At 58.0% G+C, this 19,048-nt stretch carries 20 protein-coding genes; 4 read left to right on the top strand and 16 right to left on the bottom strand.

Annotated elements, in window-relative coordinates; translation table 11 throughout:
• Window positions 1–196: 196 nt before the first annotated feature.
• From THALAR_RS14050 to THALAR_RS14030, 5 genes are read right to left on the bottom strand one after another with little or no spacing between them, the layout of a single operon-like run.
• On the bottom strand, window positions 197–3,286 hold the full coding sequence (locus THALAR_RS14050; RefSeq protein WP_021102250.1) for an efflux RND transporter permease subunit: 3,090 nt from the start codon (window positions 3,284–3,286) through the stop codon (window positions 197–199).
• Window positions 3,283–3,573: an efflux RND transporter periplasmic adaptor subunit gene (locus tag THALAR_RS14045; RefSeq protein ID WP_169788547.1), complete on the bottom strand. Its 291-nt coding sequence runs from the start codon at window positions 3,571–3,573 to the stop codon at window positions 3,283–3,285. The genes THALAR_RS14050 and THALAR_RS14045 overlap by 4 nt, the downstream gene beginning before the upstream one ends.
• An 8-nt stretch (window positions 3,574–3,581) precedes the next feature.
• Window positions 3,582–4,640 (bottom strand): efflux RND transporter periplasmic adaptor subunit, encoded by a 1,059-nt coding sequence (locus THALAR_RS14040; protein WP_021102248.1) that lies wholly within the window; start codon window positions 4,638–4,640, stop codon window positions 3,582–3,584.
• The gene (locus tag THALAR_RS14035) at window positions 4,637–5,245 is read right to left on the bottom strand and encodes a TetR/AcrR family transcriptional regulator (protein WP_021102247.1); all 609 of its coding nucleotides are present in this window, start codon (window positions 5,243–5,245) and stop codon (window positions 4,637–4,639) included. The genes THALAR_RS14040 and THALAR_RS14035 overlap by 4 nt, the downstream gene beginning before the upstream one ends.
• Window positions 5,242–5,652, bottom strand: a complete 411-nt coding sequence (locus THALAR_RS14030) for a hypothetical protein (RefSeq protein WP_040818844.1) — start codon at window positions 5,650–5,652, stop codon at window positions 5,242–5,244. Before THALAR_RS14030 ends, THALAR_RS14035 begins: the two co-directional genes overlap by 4 nt.
• A 359-nt stretch (window positions 5,653–6,011) precedes the next feature.
• Between THALAR_RS14030 and THALAR_RS14025 the strand changes: the two genes are divergently transcribed.
• Entirely contained in the window at window positions 6,012–6,698 is a 687-nt protein-coding gene (locus tag THALAR_RS14025) for a Crp/Fnr family transcriptional regulator (RefSeq protein ID WP_040818841.1), read from the top strand.
• A gap of 161 nt (window positions 6,699–6,859) precedes the next feature.
• On the opposite strand, the gene THALAR_RS14020 is transcribed toward THALAR_RS14025, so the two are convergent.
• Both THALAR_RS14020 and THALAR_RS14015 read right to left on the bottom strand, forming a co-directional pair.
• Entirely contained in the window at window positions 6,860–7,795 is a 936-nt protein-coding gene (locus tag THALAR_RS14020) for a phosphopantetheine-binding protein (RefSeq protein WP_040818839.1), read from the bottom strand.
• Window positions 7,792–8,748: a radical SAM/SPASM domain-containing protein gene (locus tag THALAR_RS14015; protein ID WP_021102243.1), complete on the bottom strand. Its 957-nt coding sequence runs from the start codon at window positions 8,746–8,748 to the stop codon at window positions 7,792–7,794. Before THALAR_RS14015 ends, THALAR_RS14020 begins: the two co-directional genes overlap by 4 nt.
• Window positions 8,749–8,949: 201 nt before the next feature.
• On the opposite strand from THALAR_RS14015, the gene THALAR_RS18170 reads away from it, so the two are divergent.
• Window positions 8,950–9,903, top strand: a complete 954-nt coding sequence (locus THALAR_RS18170) for an NAD-dependent epimerase/dehydratase family protein (protein WP_169788545.1) — start codon at window positions 8,950–8,952, stop codon at window positions 9,901–9,903.
• Between the two features lie 514 nt (window positions 9,904–10,417).
• Here the strand turns inward: THALAR_RS18170 and THALAR_RS14005 are convergent.
• The 9 genes from THALAR_RS14005 to THALAR_RS13965 form a co-directional block, all read right to left on the bottom strand.
• A complete protein-coding gene (locus THALAR_RS14005; RefSeq protein WP_021102240.1) occupies window positions 10,418–10,819 on the bottom strand; it encodes a bacteriohemerythrin in 402 nt (133 codons plus the stop codon).
• Between the two features lie 14 nt (window positions 10,820–10,833).
• The gene (locus THALAR_RS14000) at window positions 10,834–11,355 is read right to left on the bottom strand and encodes a hypothetical protein (RefSeq protein WP_051153770.1); all 522 of its coding nucleotides are present in this window, start codon (window positions 11,353–11,355) and stop codon (window positions 10,834–10,836) included.
• Entirely contained in the window at window positions 11,352–12,944 is a 1,593-nt protein-coding gene (locus THALAR_RS13995; protein WP_021102238.1) for a cytochrome b N-terminal domain-containing protein, read from the bottom strand. The genes THALAR_RS14000 and THALAR_RS13995 overlap by 4 nt, the downstream gene beginning before the upstream one ends.
• On the bottom strand, window positions 12,941–13,771 hold the full coding sequence (locus tag THALAR_RS18465) for an SCO family protein (protein ID WP_021102237.1): 831 nt from the start codon (window positions 13,769–13,771) through the stop codon (window positions 12,941–12,943). Before THALAR_RS18465 ends, THALAR_RS13995 begins: the two co-directional genes overlap by 4 nt.
• Entirely contained in the window at window positions 13,759–14,643 is an 885-nt protein-coding gene (gene cyoE / locus THALAR_RS13985; RefSeq protein WP_021102236.1) for a heme o synthase, read from the bottom strand. Before cyoE ends, THALAR_RS18465 begins: the two co-directional genes overlap by 13 nt.
• Window positions 14,644–14,662: 19 nt before the next feature.
• On the bottom strand, window positions 14,663–16,393 hold the full coding sequence (locus THALAR_RS13980) for a cbb3-type cytochrome c oxidase subunit I (RefSeq protein ID WP_021102235.1): 1,731 nt from the start codon (window positions 16,391–16,393) through the stop codon (window positions 14,663–14,665).
• 12 nt (window positions 16,394–16,405) lie between these two features.
• A complete protein-coding gene (locus THALAR_RS13975) occupies window positions 16,406–16,960 on the bottom strand; it encodes a cupredoxin domain-containing protein (RefSeq protein ID WP_021102234.1) in 555 nt (184 codons plus the stop codon).
• Window positions 16,961–16,975: 15 nt separating this feature from the next.
• On the bottom strand, window positions 16,976–17,155 hold the full coding sequence (locus tag THALAR_RS13970) for a hypothetical protein (RefSeq protein WP_021102233.1): 180 nt from the start codon (window positions 17,153–17,155) through the stop codon (window positions 16,976–16,978).
• Between the two features lie 279 nt (window positions 17,156–17,434).
• A complete protein-coding gene (locus THALAR_RS13965) occupies window positions 17,435–17,851 on the bottom strand; it encodes an RrF2 family transcriptional regulator (RefSeq protein WP_021102232.1) in 417 nt (138 codons plus the stop codon).
• Between the two features lie 102 nt (window positions 17,852–17,953).
• On the opposite strand from THALAR_RS13965, the gene THALAR_RS13960 reads away from it, so the two are divergent.
• A complete protein-coding gene (locus tag THALAR_RS13960) occupies window positions 17,954–18,460 on the top strand; it encodes a hemerythrin domain-containing protein (RefSeq protein ID WP_021102231.1) in 507 nt (168 codons plus the stop codon).
• Window positions 18,461–18,469: 9 nt separating this feature from the next.
• Entirely contained in the window at window positions 18,470–19,048 is a 579-nt protein-coding gene (locus THALAR_RS13955; RefSeq protein ID WP_051153769.1) for a DUF2478 domain-containing protein, read from the top strand.

The raw sequence follows: 19,048 nt of genomic DNA, 5'->3' as shown, positions 1-19,048 counted from the left end.
TGCCGGACCAACCATTCGGCACTGCAGCACCTATCACAGACCGGCGATTCCGAGGGTTCACAACTAAGAAATATCAGAACGCGCTTTCTCTGTGCGTAGCTTCAAAGAAGCCGAGCGCAGACAAAGCTGTCCTCCGGTGCGATTCCAGCACGCGCATCGCATTCCCAAAGACGTGTTCATGCAGACCGTCCGGGTGTTAGGCTTTGGCCAAAGTGCTTAAACGTAGGTTATTGAGAATCGCATACACTGCGGGCAGAACGAACAAGACCACTAGGCTGGCGTTCAAGAGTCCGAAGACGAGGCTGGCGACCAACGGGATCAGGATCTGTGCTTGCAAGCTGGTTTCGGTCAGGATCGGTAACAGCCCCGCAGTTGTTGTTGCCGTCGTCAGGAAGATTGCTCTGAAACGTACCCGTGCGGCCCGGGCTGCGGCCTGCGACACGTTCCCCGCGCCACCGTGTTCATGTTTAATGAAATCGACCAGAAGGATAGAGTTGTTCACGACGACCCCTGCGAGAGCGACGAAACCCAACATGCTGGGCATCGAGAAATCCAGACCCATCGCCATATGGCCGAATATCGCCCCCGGTAGAGATAGCGGAATCACCAGCATCACCACGATGGGCTCGATGTAGGACCGGAACAAAAAACTGAGCAGAAGAAACACGCCCAACAACCCTATCACGAAGCCCTTAAGCATGGATTGTTGGGTTTTTCCGGCCTCGGCGTTCTGACCTTCGACATCAAGCTCCACCGTCGGGTGACGCTCCAGCAGATTGGGCACAAGCCGTGCCATCGTATCGCCGACAATCGCATTGGCGTTGGCGGTGCGCGTATCTATTGCGCCCTGAACTGTCACAGTGCGCACGCCGTTTTCATGATTGATCCGGCTATATCCTTGTCCGATTTCGACATCGGCCACGATGTTCAGCGGCACATAGCTTCCATCGGTGCGTGTGATAATGGAATCCTCGAACACATCGCGGCTGCTGCGATCCGCAAGACCGAACTGCGCGGTGAGTTCGACGAGGTTGCCGTTGATCTGCATTTCGCTGATCGTGGTCCCGATGTAGGCCGCGCGCAACTGGTCGGCGACCATCGCCGCACTGATCCCCATTGGCCCGGCGGCATCTGTTAACGTCACGCGCAGCTCGCGTTTGCCCGGGCGCAGATCATCAAGGATCGAGGTCACGCCCTGATACTGCCATAGCCAATCCTGCAACTCGACCGACGCCGCCTTGAGTGCGACAAGGTCATCGCCCTTCAGACGTAAATCAATCGCGATTCCTGCGGGGCCGATTGTGCTTTCGGCGAATTTCAGGCTGATGACGTCGGGCACGGGGCCAACGGTGTTGCGCCACAGTTCCATGATTTCATCGGGCGTGCTGACACGTTCGGCCGAAGGCAGAAGGTCCACGCTTATGGTGGCCACATGGGGGCCTGTTTCGAATGCATCCCTGTTGACCCCATGAAAAACTGTAACGTGACGGATGAGCGCGTGGCCTTTCGGTTGGAGGGGGGAGAGGGTCGCGTTGACCGTCTCCAGTCCAGCTTCGAGGTCATCAATGATCTGGTCTGTGCGTGCAAGCGGGGTTCCCTGAGGCAGCAAGACCCGCGCGACAATCGTATCGCCATTCAGCTCCGGGAAGGCCGTGAATTTCAGATATCCGCCCGCCAGCATGCTGGCCGAAATCAGCAGTACCGCAATGTTGAGGCCCGCCACGCCGTAGCGCCAGCGGATCGCCAGATCGGCAAGCGGCCCGACAACCCGTTCGCGGGCCCAGTTCACAGCGCTTTCGACACGCGCGCGAATGCCGGATTCATGATCTGCCACTTCAAGGCTGTGGATCAGGTGGTGCGGTAGGATCAGGAAGGCCTCGACCAGCGACACCATCAGCACGAACAGCATCACCACGGGCACAACCCGCAAAACAGCCCCGAGATCGCCAGACAGAAAGGCGAGCGAGCCAAAGATCATCGCCGTTGTCCCGAACGAGGCCAGCACGTTCGGGAAGACCTGCGCGGCACCTTCAACGGCGGCGTCCAGCGCGCTGCGCCCTTGTTGCCGCAGACGGGCGATGTTTTCAGCGATCACGATGGCATCGTCCATCAGCAGGCCGATGACGATCAGCAGGCCCAACGTAGTCATCAGGTTCAACGAATAACCGATCAGACCCATGAGGGCGACACCGCCCATGAACGACACGGGCAGGCCCATCGCCACCCAGAACGAGAACCTGAACCCGAAGAACAGCCACAAAACGACGAATAGCAGCGCCAAGCCCTGCAATCCGTTCACGACCACAAGCGTCAGCCGGTCGCGCACGACAGATACACCGTCGGCGGTGATTTCCAGCGTCACACCCGGCGGGGCCTGCGCACGTTCGGCGTCAAGAAATGCCTTCAGCGCATCCAAAGTGCGAAGGCTGTCTTCTGCGCGGGTTTTAGTGATGTCGAGGATCGCAGCGGGCTGGCCGTCAAAGAGGATTATGTCGTCTTCCAGGGCGAAGCCTTCGGAAATATCGGCGAGATCGCCCAGTCGCACTTGCCCGCCTAGTTCGGATGAGCGCACAACCAATGCTGCAAGGCTCGCTGTATCCTGGCGTTCCTCGGCCATACGCACCAGCATGGTTTCAGTGGAGGCTTCGATGTTGCCCGCAGGCAGATCAAGGCTTGCGGCCTCGATGATGCGCGCAATATCGGCAACGGAAACACCAAATTGCTGTAAGGCGCCCGGGCGCAAATCAATTTGGAATTCACGGGTGGAAAATCCGCGGATATCAACCTTGAGTATGCCACCCCAGCGCAGCATCCGTGTGCGGATCTGTTCGGCATAATCGCTCAAGTCGGTGCGCGTTTGCGGCCCAGTGACCGCAATGGAGGCCACAAAATCCGTGCGTCCCAGTGGCCTGACCGTGGCCGGTTCCGCACGGTCGGGAAAATCGGAAATCGCGTCAATTTCGGTTTTCACATCGTTGACGAAGGTCTGGAATTCATCGCCTTCGCGCATTTTCACCGTGGCCAACCCAATATTTTCGCGCGCTTCGCAGGCGTGGCGGTCGATGCTTGTCACAGCGGCGAGCGCATTTTCGATCCGTTCACAAACTGCGGTTTCAACTTCCTCAGGACGGGCACCCGGATAGGAAACGCTTATTTCGACCTCGCTGAGTTCTGCGCGTGGAAAGGTCTCCCGCAGGAGCGTTGGGCTAACGAACAGACCCGCCGCAAGAAACAAGATCATTAAGAGGTTGGCGATAGTCGGATGCGCCGCAAAGTAACGGATCATTGTGCATCATTCCCGGGCAGAAGCCGTGCCATCAAGCCATCATCAGGGTGCAAATCCAAAAGCTGGCCTTCGATAACGGGGCTTGGTGGTGCGAGAACAATACGGGTGCCTTCGGCAATCCCCTCGTTGAAAAGCGCAATTTCGCCCTGCGTCAGTTGGGGGCTCGCCGCAACAATCCGCAATCGGTTGTCAGCATCGGCGGTGAAGACCTGTCTGTCACGCAGGGCGCTGCGTGGCAACACAATACCCTCTATCGGGGGCGCACTTAACCTGACCTCGACGAACATACCCTTGGTCAGGGGGGGCGGTTACCACCGCCCACCTGATCGTAGGCTCCTTCAACTATAGCGACCACGCCGACCGTCCCGGTCCGCTGGTCGATCTCATCGCTGAGCCGGTCGACAGTGGCAGGCCATGACACGACCTCATCGCCCAGACGCAACCGCACCTGTGCTGTCAAACCCAGACTTCGCAAGATTGTGCTGAGCTCGGCGGGATCGGTTGAAAGGGCGGGCATTCGGCTCTCATCAGACCGGATCAGCCCATTGAAGCTGTCCATCGAAACCTGCACCTTCACTTCGGCCCGATCCACCCCGTCAAGCGTTGCACCCACTTGTCCCGCGCGCAGATACTGGCCGACTTCGACAGAATGGGTCGCAACTCGTGCGGCAAACGGCAAGGTCAGTTCGCTGCGCTCAAGGTTTAGGCGCGCCGTGGAAAGGCTGGTTTTATAGACAGCGATCTGTTCGGCTTGTGCGGCACGTTGGGTCGGGAGCAGGGCAAGAGTTCCTTCGATCCCCTGAACCTTTTGGCGTTGCGCCAAATGCGCTGCTCGCGCTGCATCGCGGGTGCCCTGCGCCATTGTTCCGGCAGAGAACAGCGCCTCGGCACGTTCAAGATCCGATGATTTCACCGCTAGCACGTCCTGTTCGATCGCAAGCGCAAGGCGTTGGTTTTGCTCGGACACATCCAGTTCGGCAAGGCGGGCTTGTGCTGCGCGAATGTTGGCTTGCGCTTGTGCAATGGCAAGATTGAAATCGGCCGGTGACAGGCGAAGCAGCACAGAACCTGCCGGCAAGATCTGACCATCACGCAACGCCGGATTGACATACTCGATGCGCCCGCCAACTTCTGCGACCGCTTCAAACGCCCGTTCTGGCGTAACAACGCCAAAGCCCGTTATCGAGGGCGTAACCAAAAGGCGCTCAGCGGTCATCACGCGTACCGCGCTGGCCCGTTCCGCAAGCTCGATACGTTCAGGCGGCGGGCTGTTCACAAGGACATAACCAAGGACCGCAGCACCGATTGCGGCAATCGGCAGGGTGATCAGGGCCAGTTTGAAACCGGTTTTCATGTTGTATTTCCTTCGCTCGCAAGAAGCATCAATTGCAGGTCGAGCAACCGTTCACCATCCTGCACCAGATGTGCCGGATCGCGTGTCACAATCAACCTTAGGGCCAGACTTTGAATGACCCCAATCAACAACATCACAGCATCCTCGGCGTGCAGGTCTTCCCGCAGGTCTCCAGCGCTGATTGCGCTTTCAAGATGTTGCTTCAGACAGGCACGCAGTGCGTTCATGGCCCCTTGGATGCCGCGGCGTGTTGTTGCCAGATTGCCCGACGGATCACGGGTGACCATGATTTCGGGCAGCGCTGGCGTTTCCATGATGAAATTCAGGTGCCCTAGGATCAGACAACGCACCACACCCATCGGGTTGGTACTTGCCGCGTTGGACCGATCAATATTCTCGTGGATGCGTGCGATAAGTGCTGTGCCGATGGCCTGCCATATGAATTCCTTTTTGGGGAAGTGTTTATAAATTGCTGGTTGTGTCAGGCCAAGCTGGTGCGCGACCATACCGGTTGTGACGTGATCCGGCCCGATCTTGAAGGCCAAATCAAGGGTTGCTGTCAGAATTTCTATCCGGCGGTTCTCTGCGGGTTTGCGTTGACTCATGGCTGGCCTTTGCAGCGCAAGACAGCCCAAGCAATACCTGCCCAAACAGAAAACCTGAGGATCAATACACCTACGGTGCGCATCTCGAATGGCCTTCCGCGGAGAATGACGAATGCGAAACCGAACGCAACCACGGCAGTCGCAATGGCGATGAGTGCCGCCAGATAAGCAGCCCATACCTTGCCCGTCCAAAGACCAATCGCCGCAATAATATACAGGCCGCCTGCGAGGAAGTTGAACCAGACAACGAAACCGACGTAGTTGCCAGCCAGTTCGCCTGCTTTTTCGGGGCCAAACAGCACAGCTCCGCTGGAAAACAAGGTCAGCGCACCAAAAATAAATCCGATGACCGCAAGTATTTTGAGGAGGTGGCAAGGATTGCCCGAGGTGGTTGATGACTTGGGCACGGGAGACTCATCATATTGGTTATATGCTTATAACCGTATGCCGTCTGACAAGACCTAAATCAAGTGCTGACCTCGAGCTTGCGATCAGCGGCAAAGATGAGTTCGCGCTGTTATATGACCTGTTACTGCGCCAAACAAAAACTGCCTGAACCGCAAAAGAACAATGAATGGCCGCAGCACCATTTAGGGCAGTTCTCCCACTCTGTTACAAGCGGTGCCACATTGACAAATGTCAAAGATCACCCGCAAAATTTGTGCTCTGTTCGGTAGGTGCCGATAGCACGGTTTGGAAAACCTTGTCCGTGCGTGTTCGTATTCATGCCTTGGCACACGAAAGACTTCAGTCGTTGGAGTGAGTAATGTCAAACAAGAGCCAGCAGGACCATCCTTGCGGAAGTTGCTCTTATTATTCCAAAAGCATCTGGCAGCCCGTTTTGGCAGGGACAATGCCCGTGCTGAAACACGGCTTCATCCGCAAGGAATTGCAGCCAGGACAAATCGTGTTTGAGCAAGGTGCCGAAAACCGGGGACTGTTTTGCATTTCACGCGGTCTGATCGCACTCCGTACGCTGCAAGCGGATGGGACGTCCAGCCTGCTTGGGTTGGTCTATCCGGGAGAGATTGCTGGGGTCCGATCATTTCTCAGAGGTGACCACCACATGACCGAAGCACGTGCTGCAGTTCCGTCGCGGGTTTGCATGGTTTTGCAACGCCATGCCAAACAGGTCATTCAAAATAACTCGGCGGTTCTGATGCGGGTGGCAGAGCGATGTTTGACCGAAATCGACAGAAACCAGATCAGGATGATCGCGGCCTCGACCAAATCTAACAAAGAAAGACTGGCCGAGTTGTTGTCCTATCTAATGGAGTACCATGGCGAAACATGCGGCACCCAAACACGCATGTGGCTGCCTTTGCCGCGTGCTGACCTGGCCAGTCTTATTGGTGTGCAACCCGAGACACTGTCGCGACTGCTGAAACGACTCGAAAAGGATGGGACGTTCGCTGTCTCAGGGCGCTTCGTGACAGCCCAGTCAGTCAACTAGTTTCTGGCGGCGTTTGATTGCGATGCTGCGTCTGGCCTTTCAGTTCCGCCTGGGCAATTCGTGTTGGTTTGATGGCAGCTCCTAAGAGCAATTAGATGGGTCCGATCCCCCTGTCACAGGGGCTCAGGAATGCGCTCGAAGATGCCCCCGTCGCTTGGCCTTCAGAGAAATGCGAGAGGTTGTTGTTGCCCACCGGATAGGTGTGCAGCAAGCTGGCCGGGGCAAGGAAACCTGAATATGTCGACAATTGTCACCGGAACCTCCAGCCTATCCTGCAACGAAACCTGCATCTTGAGGGCAAGTAGCGAGTTGCCACCCGCATTGAAAAAGTTTTCGTCCTTGCCGATAATTGGAACGCCAAGGAATTCCGCATAGATGGCTCTCACCTCGTCTAGGAAATCCGGCGCACGGTTCTCTGGTTCACTCGATTGGAGGTGGCCAGTTGCGTGGGGCGGAACATGCTTCGGCACGGCCATGACTTCGGCTGGTACGCCAAGGGCTGTACTGTCGGCTGGCACGTCAAACAAGACTGACGAACATGCGCCAATGGTCGCCCCGCTCCCAATTTTCAAATCCGGAAGCACTGAGGCGTTGGACCCGACATAGACAAGGTCCCCCACTAGAACCCGAGCGTTTACAGCTGCGCCTGGTGCCAACACGGAGCCGACACCAAGCGACGCACCATGTCCGAGGACGGCCTGTGTGAAAACAATCGCATGATCACCAACGGTGGAATGGGCCGAAATCGTGCAGCCCGCGTAGATGGTGACCGCCCTGCCCAGAGTGGCACCGTATATATCCACCGAAGGGTGAACCAAGCTCGCTAGAGGTATGCCAAAACTCTCAATCTTTTTCTGTGCGCCCTCACGCCTTTTGCAAGAGCGCGCGACGAGATTGACAGCCTGGTCACCATCCTGATGGTCAGCAAGAGCGGCGAATGGCCCCGCCACCGGAACGCCTAAAATCTCTTGGCCACGTTTGGTATGATCATCGTCTAAAAGAACGATACGGTCCCAGTGTTTGTCTTCGTTGTTGACAGCAAGCGCGAGTCTGACCGCCTCGGAGTTGCCCGCTGCGCAAAGATAGAGGGTCGTCATCGTGATAGTCGGCGCCGGTCAGAGTGATCCACTTGACCCGGCCGCAGTTTTACCGATGCGCCGGTTTTCCAGTCTGTACAGACATGACAGCGATCAGGAAGTTCATCAAACCGACGGTCAAGATGCAATTGGCGGTAGCCGCGCAGATTCGCCCACAGATCGACCAGGGAATCGTCCCAAGCATTCCCAGCGCTTTCTTCGCCCTCGGTATCGCCGGGACAGCGCGGCACGCGACCGTCCCAGAACAGGTGCATCATGGTGATCGCCCAAGGGCATGCGATGCGTTTCTCGTCGGCGACTTCAATTGCGGTTTCGAATTTTCCGCCCCAACTGAGCTGCCTACGCAGTTTAACGGTAGCGCCAAGCCCAAGCCAATGGTCGCGATATTCCTCAAACTCATCAGCGTTGTCGTCCATCTCAATGAATTGAACCATGATTTCAGGCCCTTGGAGTCTACGTCGACGTTCTTCGAGAAGAAATGCGACATTGGCATAGACGGTGCTGCGGTTGCCCAAAAATCTGTATTTCTCATACGTCTGCTTTTTGAATCCGTCGATTCCGATGACGATCGTAGAAAGGCTTGTATCCAGCAGCTCTTTCGCCACCTCGTTGGTCAACTTCATTCCATTGGTGTTTAGATTGAGTGATTGTAGCCCCGCTTTTTCACCGTATTTCAACATTTTGATCAGCCTGTCAGGCATCAGCAAGGGTTCGCCACAGAACGAAAACCAAACATTCGTTGCTGGCGCGACCTCGGCGATTTCATCTGCGCATTTCTGCCAGAGTGCCATTGGCAGATTACCTTTCGGGCGCTGCATCTGATCGTGATGGCACATCAAACAATTGAGATCACAATCGGCGCAAAGCTCAACTGCAAAGATCTTGGGGAATTTCGGGTTCTTAAGCCCGGCCTCAATGCGACTAAGTTCCGCGATGTGTTCAGGGTGTTCCATGCATGGCTACTCCAGAAGCTAAACTAGCGAAATCGGCTCTATCTATCCTTGTAGATGAAATGACTGTTCAGTGGTTTGACGATCGTCAATTTTCTGGTGCACGTCCGCGTCTATATTTCGCGCATGGCTCACACCTAGTGGCAGCTGTGTTCTCGTGCTTGTGCTTAGTGACTGGCCGCGTCGATTATGGGAAGGAAACTATTGGAACCTCAAAAGATATTGGTAACAGGGTCGAGCGGACTGATAGGGACGGCAGTTTGCGCCGTTCTTCTGTCACGAGGCAAACACGTACGAAGGTTTGATGTCGCTGACCAACGTGGCGGCTTTGGAAGTATTTTAAGTCCCACTGACCTGAAATCAGCAATGAAAGACTGCATAGGCGTGATTCATCTGGCTGCAGTTTCACGGGTAATCTGGGGCGAGCACGACCCGCACAGATGCCACGAAACAAATGTCGGCGGGACACGCAACATCATTGATTGTATATTTGCAAGCAATCCAAAACCGTGGTTGATCTTCGGCAGCAGCAGGGAAGTTTATGGTCAATGTGCCTCTCAGCCGGTGATCGAAGATACGCCGCTTCGACCGATGAATCACTATGCGCGATCAAAAGTAGAAGCCGAACAAGCCATTGAGCGCGGGCGGGATGCCGGACTTCGTGCGTCAGTACTTCGATTCTCGACAGTGTATGGAGCCATCACGGATCACGCTGACCGTGTCATACCACAATTCTGCAGAGCGGCGCTTGCTGATCGGCGTATCCGGGTTGAAGGCGCAACGAATACTTTAGACATCACACATGTCGCTGACGTCGCAGACTGCATTGCCAATGTGGCCAATGCCCTATCGCAGGGCAGTTCGTTTGAGCCCATGCACCTGACCACAGGACGCGCTACTTCTTTGCAGTCTTTGGCACAAACGGTGGTTCGTTTGGTCCGAAGCAAAAGCGAGATAATCGTCAAAGAGCCGCGCAATTTCGACGTGCATAGCTTTGTTGGTGATCCACAGCTTGCAAAGATGCGAATAGGCTGGCAGCCAAAAACGCCTCTTGAAACCGGAATAGAAAAGTTGATCTCTCAGTTTCTTGAAAGCGGTTCGGGTGACTGGCGAAAAGACAAAGGACTTCCCTGTTGGATCGAGCCGTTGATAAATTGAATCACTGGACCTGTCCCATTTCATTTCCGCCACGCCCAGTCGGTTAATCGCGTAGCTCTTCACGTGCATATCAACCCTTAACTTAACGTTGCAAAGCCTGTTTCGCTCCAATCCCCCAATGGCTGCACGGCGTTCTATGCGATGCCTTACCTAAACCGGACCATCATGCCGTGAGCAGTGAACGATGGGGCCAGGTCTTTACAGCAGCGCCCCATTCCTGCTGGAGTTAAACTCAGCGGTTTTTTTCCACAACATCGCCGCAAATAATCGCATTTGCGGTTGCAGTTGCGGTCATTCGCTTGAGTGGCCCAAAGAACTCGATCAGAAAGACCTCGCTGCGGTGTGAGGCTAACGGATCACCGTAACAGACCATCCAAATCCCATGGCTGAGGTCCAAACGGACGACAACCGCACCGATGACATTTACGGTGACGCGGGGGCTCTCTCCAGGCAATGTGTGAGATGTCGACTCTGTTGTTCCGAAAAGCGTCATGACTGGACTGAAAATGGGCGATCAGTGGTGGTGTGGACCCAAGCGGTGATGCAGCCGCGCGTCGTGGGTGCGGAAATGGTCGGTAAACCACGCCTCGAGGATTTCGGTCAGTTTCTCGGCGGCATCCGGCGTGTCCTGTGCGCAGTCCATGATATCGCGCAGCGAGTCCAGCAGTCGCTCGTGATCGTCCTTGTGAGGCATGAATTCGTCGTAGCCCGCGCGCCGCATCTGCCGTTCCTCATGTGCGAAATGCGCCGAAATTGCGCGCATCAGGTCACCGAGACATCGATCAATGTCAGCATCCGGGCGTCCTTCGAGAATAGCGACGGCGGCCGTGTTTACCAGATCCACCAGCTCGCGGTGCTCGTGGTCGACGGCCGGATCGCCGACACTGTACTGCGGTTTCCACTCGATCATAGGCATTGGGGGTCTCCCGTTCAGTGCAGATAGAAGCCGTCGGATGCGGCGTCAAAATCGATGGCTATGCTTTGCGCGGCTTGCAGATTGATGTCGAACCCCGCCTCGTAGGCAAAGCCCGCGACCGACGGATCGTCGGCAAGGCGCAAAGTGACATGGTAGGGTCCGGTAGGCAGTTCGATCCGCTGGTAAATCCGTGACGGGCCGCTGCCTGCAAGCCCGCTGGGCGCGGCCTCGGTGGCGAAGACCTGCTGACCGTCGATATCCATCTCGATCCGGATCGGCGCGCGGCGGCGTTCGCAGACTTCGCGGTCGCGCATGTTGGCGGGCAGATCGGCAAGCTCTTGTGCGGTTCGTGCGCGGCAGTTGCGGACGCCGGAATGAGTCAGGCTGAGTCGCACAAGCCCGGTTCCCTCCGGCAGGCTTTGCCACATGGGTCGTGCCGAAAGAAACGCGACGCCAAGCACCAGCACTAGTGACAGAACGCCACCGAGCACCAATTGAGGCAAGCACTTTCGCAAGGGGATTGGCGTTGCCGTCATTGCGCGGTCGCCTTCATTGCCGCAGCGGCTTCGTCCGCTTCGGCTGCCTCGTCGGGTTGCAACGGGCGAAGGTTTTCATAGGCGGGCATCGCGGCCAGCCGTGCGGAGAACGCGGCAAGCTGCGTGACAAGCTGTGGGGTTTCCGATGGCCCGGCCCAAATGGTAAGCACTCGCTCGCGTGGGACCCGTTTGCGCAGATAGGGGTCGCGCAGACGGGCAAAACGGTCGAGCGTCCATTTGACGCCGAAACGGTTGTGGCAGTCGCGTTCGGCGCAACCGGCCACGGCAACACCGTCGGCCAAGCCACGGCTAATGATGTAATCGACAAGCGACGGCGGTGCCATGGCAACGCATGGCAGAACGATCCGGCCCGGTGCCGGACCCGTCGCCGCGCCATGCGCACAGGCAAGCGTCAACACCGTTCCCCTTCCCGAGACACTGTCTGCCGCAGCAATCACCTCGGCGCGGAGTGCGGCCAGCGAGCGGTCCGGCAAGTCAATCCCCGTTACCAGCCCGCCTGAGCGGCGGAACGGCGTGGAGGATGGGCAGGCCCCCATGCAGATACCGCAGGACACGCAGCGGGCGGGATTAACCTCGACTTCGTGGGTGAAAGGCAGCCCGTCGGAACGTGGCACCAGCGTGATGGCGGCATAGGGGCAATCCTCGACGCAGCGCGCACAGCCGTTGCAATGATCGAGAAACACCTGTGCCGGAGCGCCGCTGCGCGCAGGCGGCAGCCAGGGCAGACCGACCATCAAAACGGTAAAGCCAAGCACTCCGGTCCAGATCACACCGGCTGGCAGGCTTTCTATCACCGGGTAAAGCGACAGCAGAAACCAATCCATATCCACCTGTGCCGGAACGGTGTCGAGATCGGCAGCCGCGCCAAGCGGCGCTGGCATCAACAGCGCGCCGACCACAAGCGCGCCCAGCGTGATGATGGCAAGACCGCGTGGCGGTTGCGTACGGGCCTCGGTGATGCGCTGGATATGTACCCACATCAGCAGCAGCAGTAGCAGCGGGATCGCGATATGCAAAAAGACCAATAGAGTGAAGAAGCGCGACGACAGAAGATTGGGGGCAAGGAAATTGCGCGCGATCGGTTCGGCGAATATCCCGAGACTGTCGAGCAACTCGCTCGAAGTAGTGGCGACATATTGCGCTAGCTGATCCCAGACCAGCCAATAGCCGGTGATCCCTGACAGATAGACGAACCAAATTACCGGCACTCCGGTGACCCACGAAAACCAGCGTTTTCCGCGATAGCGGTCCATCGCCCATTCGCGGATCAAGTGGGTGAACATCACCAGCACCATCATGTCGGAGGCGTAACGGTGCAAGCTGCGCGCCACCCCCGCGTGCCACCAGTGATCGCGGCTCAGCCAAGCGACCGAGGCATAGGCATCGGTTACGCCGGTATCGAAGAAGATGAACAGGTAGACCCCGGTGACGGTCACGATCCAGAACAGAAACCAGCCCAGAGGACCAAGCTGTGCAAGCGGGTTCCAGTCCGGGCCGAAGGTCCGGTCGAGCAGCCGTTCCGATCGATCAAAGCCGCGTCTTAGCAGTGCGCGCGGGCCGTGTGTCATGATGTTCTACGATTTCGCTGAGCCGGACCCGCCGCGCGCTGCGCCCGGTGGCGTTCGAGCCACAGGCGAAAGATCACCAAGCCGGTCAGAACCAGCGATACGCCTCCGAAGAAAATGCCGAAGAAAATTCCGTAGTCGAAACGATAGGCCCCTGTCAGTGGATTGTAGACCGTGCAGAGAAAGTTAATCCTGTCCCAGAGCGCGCCGGGATCGACGGACCGCGTGCGCGTGCCAAGAACCAGCTCCTTAAGCGGCTGGACAAGGACCGGCAGAGGGAAAGCCTCACCATAGATCTGGCGGTAGACCCGGCCATCCGCGTCTAGGATAGTGGTCTGGGTGACATGGTCGAAGCCGCGCGCCGAGGTTTTGAAGCTGAAACCCAATTCGCGCAGGAAGGCCTCGGTCGTGGTGGCGTCAGCGCTAGCAACGTGCCAGTCGTCGAGGCGGAGCAGGCGATGCGTGCCGGCAAAACCTGTCAGTTGCGCTGGCGTGTCTCCACTGGCGTCAAAGCCGAAAGTCAGCACCGAGAATCCATCATCGCCCACAGCGCGGCGGGCTGCGAGGATCTGGTAGCGCAAATGGTCGGTGGTAATCGGGCAGACGGTCGCGCAACTGGTGAATACCAGCGACACGACAAGCGGGCGGCCGCGCAACTCGGCCAGCCTCAGTGGTTGGCCGCGGTGATCCGTCAGCACGTGATCTTCCGTCGCCCCACCTATTGCGGCCTGGCTGTATTCATAAGCAACCTCGGCATCAAGCGGTGGCGTCTCCGCAGCTGCCGGAAACACGAAGGCCAGACCCAGCAACAGACTTGTCAGCCGCCCCATGCGGCCACTCCCCGGTCAAGTATGACGCCGAGCGATAGCAGCGCGAAGTGCAGTAACGACGCCTTGAACGTTGCCATGGCATTGCCGCGCACTGGATCGCGCAGAAGGCGCCAGGACGGTCGCAGGAAGATCACGGCACCGATGACAGCGAAGATGCCGTAAATGGGGCCGAAACCGTAAAGAAGCGGTGCCAACGATAAAACCGAAAGGACCAGGACATGGCCGAAGATCGCGGTGGTCCAGACCACGGGCGGATGTGTGACGGGCAACATCGGAATGCCCGCCCGACGGTAATCTTCGCCTCGCACCGCGGCGAGGGCCCAGAAATGCGGTGGCGTCCACAGGAAAAGGACCACGGCCAGCAGGACCGGCGCTGGCCCCAGAACCGGTCCGAAGTCGGGTGCTGCTGCGACCGCCCCGGCCAGTAGCGCGAAACTTCCCGCCGCCCCGCCGATCACCACGTTCCAGACGGTCCGTTTTTTCAGCAGCAGCGTGTAGATAAGGCCATATGTGACTGCACCGGCAAAAACCAGCACGGCCGCCGGTGTGCCGCCCGTGGCCCAGGCCAGCACAATTGAAACTGCCAGAAGTGCAGAGAAGGTGACGGGCCAAATCGGCCCGGCCTTGAGCGTTCCGCTGGCGAAGGGCCGGGTGCGGGTGCGGGCCATCAACCGGTCAGACTCGCGTTCGTAATACTGGTTGAATGCCCCCGCTGCGCCCGAAGCGCCCAGCACGGCGAGGGTGAATGCCGCCGCCGCACCCCACCTCATGCTACCGCCGGAGGCGAGAATTCCGACCAGCGCTGCAAGGGCCACGAAGGAGCCGATGCGGAGCTTCAGGATCGATATCGTCATGTTTAGTGCGGCTTGCATGGTGCGGCTCCCTTCAGGATCAGTAGAACTGCCAAAGCTCGGACAGGTATTTCCAGTTGACGAAGTAGTAGAGCACGAAACAGCCGAAGAAGAGGCCGACAAGGATCATGGTTCCCGGCAGCTTCAACGTGCCATGGCTGCCGTATTCCGACACCGATTCCCGGCTGCGGTCGTGAAGCGGGAAGTGCAGTTTCGCACCGACGACGTCCAGCTTTGGACCGGCTAGGATCGAGGCCACAATGATCAGGATGAACATTACGCCGCCTATCGCCGCAAGGATCGCAAAGATGCCGTTCAGTCCCATCATCAGATAGGCTGCAGCTGGATATTCGAAAGCATGCGCCGCATCTGTCAGCGACATGTCCCAGTGCCGACGTGCAACACCAAGCGTGCCTGCGCCCATCATGAAGAGTGAAATGCCGCCAGCTCCGATGCCGAACACAAAGGGTTGCCAAGTGGCAAGACGCGGCCAGACAATGTCGCGCTGGAAGATCAGCGGCACCACCAGATAGGTCATCGCCATGAAGGCAAGTGTTGTTCCCGCAACCACGGTTCCGTGGAAATGGCCCGGCACGTAAATGGTGTTGTGCATCAACACGTTGAGTTGCTCGGTGCCCAGGACCACACCCGAGATGCCGCCGATGAAGCCGAACATTACGAGGCTGAGAAACATCCCGGCGAAAGCCGGGTTACGCCAGGGTGCCTTGGTCAGCCACTCAAATGCACCGCGGGTGAACCCGTTGCGTCGCTGGGCCGCCTCGATCGCTCCTGGCACCGTCAGCCCGTGGATCATCGAGCCCATCACGGCGAGATACATCATGTAGGACGTGTTCACGATCTTCCAGGTAGAGGACATGCCGGGCTCGGCCAGGATGTGGTGCGCCGAGGCGAGCTGCAGGAACAGGATATACATGAAGAAGGCCATCCGGCTGACCTTTTCGGAAAGCGGCTTGGCACCGACGACCATGGCGCCGATCGCGTACCAGATCGCGACATGGGCCGAGACGTTGATCTGCTGGCTGGAGTGTCCCATTCCCCACCAGACGACCTTGTACATCAGCGTGTCGATGTTCGAGATCAGCCCCAGCGACCAGAGCCATGTGGGGATCAGAATGATCGCGCCCGAGGCCAGCGTGAACACCGCAATGATCCCTGCGGTGATCGCGCCGAACGTCACCAGCGGGACTGACCCGTTATAAGTGTTTTCAGCCTTGGCGATGACCAGCGTGGCGAAGAAAATGAAGACAGCGATCAGCGCGCCCACCGCAAACAGGATCAGCGACAGGTAAAACCATTGCGACGCCTGCATCGGCGGGTACGAGGTGAACATCACCGTGGAGTCGCCGCGCAGAACCGCATAGTTTGCCATCACCGCGCCGACGACCATCAGAATGAAGCCGAGCCACGCGATCTTGGGTGCTGCAAGACGACAGCCCAGAACCACAGCCGAGGCGAAGTAGAGCACCGCCATTTCGAAGAAGATGATCCAGAACAGGAGCACGTTCGCGCCGTGCCCAGTCAGCACAAGATAGAACCAGTCAGCAGGTAATAGTTGCACGGCAGGCCAGCGCGTGAGCGCGACCAGAAGCCCCATGAGGCCCCCGAGCGCCAAGAACAGGACGGCCGCCACTGCATTCACCTTGATGAGCAATTCGGCGTTCGCCTCGATCCTCAGGCCCGAGAACTTGCAGATGCGATAGGATGCGCTGTCGACCGGGGTCGGAACCGCGCCTGTGTCGATGGTCGTCATGGTCTTCCTCCTTCAATCCACCACGCGGATGCGCCCGGTCATCGTGTGATGGCCGATGCCGCAGAATTCATTGCAGATGACGCCAAACACGCCGCTGTCGGTCGGTGTCAGCGTGATGACGTGCTCGTAGCCTGGATGTACCGAGATGTTGATGTTCGTCGGCTGTAGCGAGAAACCGTGCTGCCAGTCCGCCGAAGACAGATGGAACCTGTAGCTTTCACCGCGCTTGAGTTCGACTATCGGCCAGAATTCCCACAGGCGCGCCAGAATATAGGCATCGCCGCCAGCGGGCGGGCGCACGATTGGCACGCCGTCTTCTTCCAGCAGGTTGCCATCGGCATCCCTGGCCTGAAATTCCTCTGCCCAGGCCTCGACCTTTTCCGCATAGATATCGGGCATGATTTTGTAGGTTTCAGATGACAGGTTCTGATTGCCGATGAAGTGCCATGCGATCATGAAAAAGAACATGAACAACCCCCAGAGGAAGGCGATGACGACCCAGCCCAGTTCGATGCTGTGGATTGGTTCCTTCCACCAGAGACGGTTCGACGGAGGTGTGAGTGCCATTTTTCATGCCTCCCCTCAGTACGCGACCGGGACCGAAGCGATCTCCATCACACCCCAGACGAGGTAGAGAACGGTCGGTATCGTGATCCCAAGGAAAAGGAGCAGGAATGGGTTGTCGAGCACCTGCTGCATGAACGGCACGCGCTCTGGTGGGCCTGCCGAATTGGTTTCCGGATTGTTGTCGGAATTGTTCATCTTACATTCTCCCCCTCTTTAGGATCGCTTATTGCAATCCGGTACACGGGACAGACACACAGGCAACCTGCGCTCGCCTTTTCGGCTGATTTTAGGATCTTGGCTCAGATGGGACACGCCGGAATTAACATCTGGCCGAGTGCCGGTTGCGGTGATACCCGCAAATTCTCAGCTTAAATCGGTATCAGCGATTCCGATTTGATCTAGATCAAATTTCAAATGGCGCGTCAAAGAGTCCCATCGCCGGTCCAAAATTGCCTGATGCCAAGGATCGCCTATTTATCGGACCGGTTTCGGATCAAGCGCGATGTCTGCCAGAGTGCACCGGTCAAGGTCGGCAAAAAACGCAGCTTCGGCAGAGCGCAGCCGTGCCTTGAACTTGCAGCGTCCATCTATCACGCAATTGCCGCCATCGACCCCCAGGCATTCGACAAGCGGCTGACCCTCTTCGAGCAGGCGTACGACAGTCCCGAGCCGGATTTCCATCGGTTTCTGCGCAAGTACCGCGCCACCGCCGCCGCCCCGCCGCGTCTCGATCAGGCCAGCACCGGAGAGCCTCTGCATGATCTTGGCCAGATGATTGCGCGACAGGCGGAATTCGTCGGCCAGTTCCGCGCTTGAGAAGATGTGTTCCGGCGCGCTTGCCATACGCATCAGCATTCGCAGTCCGTAGTCGGTGAAAGAGGTGAGGCGCATCGTCGCTGGTCTCCGTTCATGTATCGGCATTTACCGTACCAATTAGTAGAGATAAGCTTAATGGCAAGCACCGAATGCGAGTCCCCGATGAGGAAAACCGACATGACCGCGCAGATCTCTTCGACAAACCCGGAGTTGCCCAACGCCGCGCCGATCCACGATGCCGCGGCGCTGACCCAGTATATCGAAACGCGCTATCATCAGCGTCATCGCGCGCAGCTTCCGCCATTGGCTGAGATGGCCGAGAGGGTCGAGACGGCGCATGCCGGCGATGCGTCTCTGCCCCAAGGTCTGTCCACCCTTCTGCGCCGCATGATCGGCGAGATCGAGGTTCATATGAAGAAAGAGGAGTTGATCCTCTTTCCCGCAATCCGTTCAGGTGGCCGACCGGGTATCGAGAAGCTGATCGCGGTCATGCGGGCGGACCACAATAATCACGACAGTGATATCGCCGACATTCGCCGTCTGACCGGGAACCTGAGACTGCCGGAGGGGGCCTGTGGCACTTGGACCGCGCTATACACCGGCCTTGCCGAGTTCATCGTTGATCTGTCCGAGCATATGCGCCTTGAGAACGACGTGCTTTTCCCGCAATTCGAACAACAATGAGGTAAGGCAATGGTATTGGCGGGTGTCATGGCGGACGGGCGCGGGATGACGGATCGGCTGCTTGCTGGCGTTGTGGCGCGATTGATCGAAGATGGTGTGCGGGTCGCGGGGGCGTTGCGCGAGACCGGACCAAGTGGTGAAAGCGGCCAATGTGACACCGCGCTGCGGCTTTTGCCGGAGGGACCGGTGGTGCCTATCACTCAGAATCTTGGTGCCGGGTCGGCCGCCTGCCGGATGGATGCCGGTGCGCTTGAAACGGCGGTGGCGCTGGCAACTGCGGATCTGGCGGCGAACGGAGCCGATCTGGTGGTGCTGAACAAATTCGGGATTAGTGAGGCCGAGGGCCGCGGTTTTCGCGCGCTGATCGGCGAAGCGGTGGCAAACGGAGTACCGGTACTTGTCGGTCTATCCGAAACCCACCGCGCCGCTTTTGGGCGGTTCGCCGACAGCATGGCCATCGACTTGCCGCCAAGTGAGGAGGGGGTGATTGCCTGGTGTCGCGCGGTGATCACTCCCGCGCCGGATGCCGCATCTGTTGTGGCGGACCGCATGGGAAAATCTGGGGGCCTTTCTGGCCAAAGGAGTTGA

The sequence above is a fragment of the Litoreibacter arenae DSM 19593 genome (assembly GCF_000442275.2).
Lineage (GTDB): Bacteria > Pseudomonadota > Alphaproteobacteria > Rhodobacterales > Rhodobacteraceae > Litoreibacter > Litoreibacter arenae.
This window is presented reverse-complemented; position numbering and strand designations above follow the sequence as displayed.

What these genes read in the sequence shown, in the direction of transcription:
- THALAR_RS14015 (WP_021102243.1), bottom strand. Translation starts at nt 8,748, where the DNA reads ATGGAACACCCTGAACACATCGCGGAACTTAGTCGCATTGAGGCCGGG.
- THALAR_RS13960 (WP_021102231.1), top strand. Translation starts at nt 17,954, where the DNA reads ATGACCGCGCAGATCTCTTCGACAAACCCGGAGTTGCCCAACGCCGCG.
- THALAR_RS14000 (WP_051153770.1), bottom strand. Translation starts at nt 11,355, where the DNA reads ATGACGGCAACGCCAATCCCCTTGCGAAAGTGCTTGCCTCAATTGGTG.
- cyoE (WP_021102236.1), bottom strand. Translation starts at nt 14,643, where the DNA reads ATGCAAGCCGCACTAAACATGACGATATCGATCCTGAAGCTCCGCATC.
- THALAR_RS13970 (WP_021102233.1), bottom strand. Translation starts at nt 17,155, where the DNA reads ATGAACAATTCCGACAACAATCCGGAAACCAATTCGGCAGGCCCACCA.
- THALAR_RS14035 (WP_021102247.1), bottom strand. Translation starts at nt 5,245, where the DNA reads ATGAGTCAACGCAAACCCGCAGAGAACCGCCGGATAGAAATTCTGACA.
- THALAR_RS14045 (WP_169788547.1), bottom strand. Translation starts at nt 3,573, where the DNA reads ATGTTCGTCGAGGTCAGGTTAAGTGCGCCCCCGATAGAGGGTATTGTG.
- THALAR_RS13975 (WP_021102234.1), bottom strand. Translation starts at nt 16,960, where the DNA reads ATGGCACTCACACCTCCGTCGAACCGTCTCTGGTGGAAGGAACCAATC.
- THALAR_RS14020 (WP_040818839.1), bottom strand. Translation starts at nt 7,795, where the DNA reads ATGACGACCCTCTATCTTTGCGCAGCGGGCAACTCCGAGGCGGTCAGA.
- THALAR_RS13965 (WP_021102232.1), bottom strand. Translation starts at nt 17,851, where the DNA reads ATGCGCCTCACCTCTTTCACCGACTACGGACTGCGAATGCTGATGCGT.
- THALAR_RS14040 (WP_021102248.1), bottom strand. Translation starts at nt 4,640, where the DNA reads ATGAAAACCGGTTTCAAACTGGCCCTGATCACCCTGCCGATTGCCGCA.
- THALAR_RS13955 (WP_051153769.1), top strand. Translation starts at nt 18,470, where the DNA reads ATGGTATTGGCGGGTGTCATGGCGGACGGGCGCGGGATGACGGATCGG.
- THALAR_RS14025 (WP_040818841.1), top strand. Translation starts at nt 6,012, where the DNA reads ATGTCAAACAAGAGCCAGCAGGACCATCCTTGCGGAAGTTGCTCTTAT.
- THALAR_RS14050 (WP_021102250.1), bottom strand. Translation starts at nt 3,286, where the DNA reads ATGATCCGTTACTTTGCGGCGCATCCGACTATCGCCAACCTCTTAATG.
- THALAR_RS14005 (WP_021102240.1), bottom strand. Translation starts at nt 10,819, where the DNA reads ATGCCTATGATCGAGTGGAAACCGCAGTACAGTGTCGGCGATCCGGCC.
- THALAR_RS18465 (WP_021102237.1), bottom strand. Translation starts at nt 13,771, where the DNA reads ATGGGGCGGCTGACAAGTCTGTTGCTGGGTCTGGCCTTCGTGTTTCCG.
- THALAR_RS13980 (WP_021102235.1), bottom strand. Translation starts at nt 16,393, where the DNA reads ATGACGACCATCGACACAGGCGCGGTTCCGACCCCGGTCGACAGCGCA.
- THALAR_RS13995 (WP_021102238.1), bottom strand. Translation starts at nt 12,944, where the DNA reads ATGACACACGGCCCGCGCGCACTGCTAAGACGCGGCTTTGATCGATCG.